The organism is Streptomyces sp. 142MFCol3.1, assembly GCF_000424945.1.
GTDB classification, from domain to species: Bacteria; Actinomycetota; Actinomycetes; order Streptomycetales; family Streptomycetaceae; genus Streptomyces; species Streptomyces siamensis.
In genome coordinates this window covers 1-2,136 of sequence record NZ_AUKV01000090.1, presented here as the reverse complement: position 1 = coordinate 2,136, position 2,136 = coordinate 1, and the positions used below count along the sequence as shown (strand labels likewise).

Here is a 2,136-nt window from a genome sequence, read left to right as displayed (position 1 = left end):
GGACTTCGGCGGAGTCGCCGACCTCGGAGGTGTGGTCACCGGCGGAGTCGTCGGCGGGGTCACCGTCCTCGGAGGTGTGGTCACCGGCGGAGTCGTCGGCGGAGTCACCGTCCTCGGAGGTGTTGTCGTCACAGACGTGTCCCCGGAGCCGCACCCGTTCCCGAAGGCCGGGTTGAGCGCGGAGACCACGTCCACGGTGTTGCCACAGGCGTTCACCGGTACGTGCAGCGGAACCTGGACGTTGTTGCCCGAGGCGATGCCGGGCGATCCGGTGGCCTCCGCGTGCGCCGAGGAGCCGCTGGACGTCCCGCTCGTTCCGCTCGAACCCGAGCCGTTGGCACAGGAGTTGCCGAAGGCCGGGTTGAGCAGAGCGACCACGTTGACGGTGTTGCCGCAGGCGTTCACCGGCACGTGCAGCGGAACCTGGACGTTGTTGCCCGAGGCGATGCCGGGCGAGTCCGCGGCGACCCCTTCCGCGCCCGCGTCGGCGAAAGCCGGGTTCCCGTACAGGGACACGATGCTCGTCGCGGCCGCGGCCACGACCATTCCCCTACTCAGAGTCTGTCGCAATCTCGTTGATCTTCCTGCTGGTAGAAGTGAGGAAGGCCGACCCCGGACGCGAAGAGGCTGTCCGAGGCCGGCAGCGGCTCAGCCGAGGCGGCTGATCCCTCGCCGCGTCAGTTGTTGGCGCAGCCGTTGCCCATCGCCGGGTTCAGCAGCCCGATGACGTTGACCGTGTTGCCGCACACGTTGACGGGCACGTCCACGGGGACCTGGACCACGTTGCCCGACAGGACACCGGGGGACTCGGCGGCGCCGCCCTGGGCACCGGAGTCGGCGAAGGCGGGGGCTGCCATGCCCAGGGCCGCGATCGTGCCCGCGACGACTGCAGCGCTCTTCTTGAGCTTCACGCACTTTCCCTTCTCTGCGGTCATGCCCGATTGACGGCCGAAACCGAGCGAGCACAGCATGAACGGCTCGCACCATGACCTACGGACTGCAAACGAGCGACAGCGGGGCGAAGAAACTGTGAAACCCGGCCGAGTTGTTAATTCACTCGAATCGCCCGCACCGAACTCGCACGGAAACCTCACATCGGAGAAACGCTTCTCCCGGCCGGTCCGAATATCTCGCCGCCTACGGGAAAGCACGGAAAGGCCCGGACCGGCCGCGTGACGCGGCACTCGGCCCGAGCCTCCCGTGAACAGCCGTCAGCTGTTGGTCGCCCCGCTGTCGGAAGCCACCGGGATGTTGTCCAGGATGTGCGACAGCGGCTCGTCGCCCTTGGCCCGGGTGGATTTCTCGGCACACTGCTGGTTCTGCGCGGCCGACAGCACCGGCACGTCCTGGACGGCGGTGACGGGCATCAGGACACCCACGACCGAACCCATTTCGGCCTTGGCAGGAAGGCCCACACACAGCTTGTCGAGGTCGCTCCGGGCGCGGGAGGGCTGGGGGCTCATGTTGCCGTAGGCGGCCTGGTTGCCGTAGGACTGCTCGGCACCGGTCCCCTGGGCGTGGTGACGCCGTCGTCGGTCCCGATCGCCGGCGCCTGCGGGGCGGCCGTCGCCGAGACACCGACGACGGAAGCCGCGACCGCCGCCGCGGCCATTGTCTTCTTGAGCATTACTCCCGGCCCCTTTTCCGGCAGAGACAGGTATTCCTGCTCCCCCATCAACCGGCGTCGGCGCGTTTGGTTTCGCCCCCTCACCCGGATGGTGCGTTCAGGGTTGCGGAATTCACGGAACCTCTGGCCCGAGGACTCGGCGAAGACGCCACCCGTATGGGCCATTGGGGTGAACCGGAGCAACCAAGTGGGCCGGTTCCAGTTGTCCAGAGCGCTCCGGTGTACGGGGTTACTCCAGAAGGGATCAGCAAGTGATCAAGAAGGTTATGGCCGCCGCGGCGGTCGCCGCTTCCGTCGTCGGAGCCACGGCTGCCGCCGCGCCGCAGGCGCTGGCGATCGGGAACGACAACGGTGTCACCACGACCCAGGGCACCGGCTCCGCGCAGACCTACGGCAACCAGGCCACCTACGGCAACATGAGCCCCCAGATGGCGCTCGTCCAGGGCTCGCTGAACAAGCCCTGTGTGGGCCTGCCCGCCAAGGCCAACGTCGGCTCGGTCGTCGGTCTC

At 68.1% G+C, this 2,136-nt stretch carries 3 protein-coding genes and 1 pseudogene; 1 reads left to right on the top strand and 3 read right to left on the bottom strand.

Annotated elements, in window-relative coordinates; all coding sequences use genetic code 11:
* The 3 genes and pseudogenes from H305_RS56260 to H305_RS49115 form a co-directional block, all read right to left on the bottom strand.
* The coding region (locus tag H305_RS56260; RefSeq protein WP_028805942.1) for a chaplin at window positions 1–546 on the bottom strand (546 nt) is incomplete at its 3' end.
* 131 nt (window positions 547–677) lie between these two features.
* Window positions 678–935, bottom strand: coding sequence for a chaplin (locus H305_RS0143580; protein ID WP_037767528.1), 258 nt, complete (start codon window positions 933–935; stop codon window positions 678–680).
* 276 nt (window positions 936–1,211) lie between these two features.
* A pseudogene (locus tag H305_RS49115) lies at window positions 1,212–1,627 on the bottom strand (rodlin).
* Between the two features lie 251 nt (window positions 1,628–1,878).
* On the opposite strand from H305_RS49115, the gene H305_RS0143570 reads away from it, so the two are divergent.
* The coding region (locus H305_RS0143570; RefSeq protein ID WP_037767526.1) for a rodlin at window positions 1,879–2,136 on the top strand (258 nt) is incomplete at its 3' end.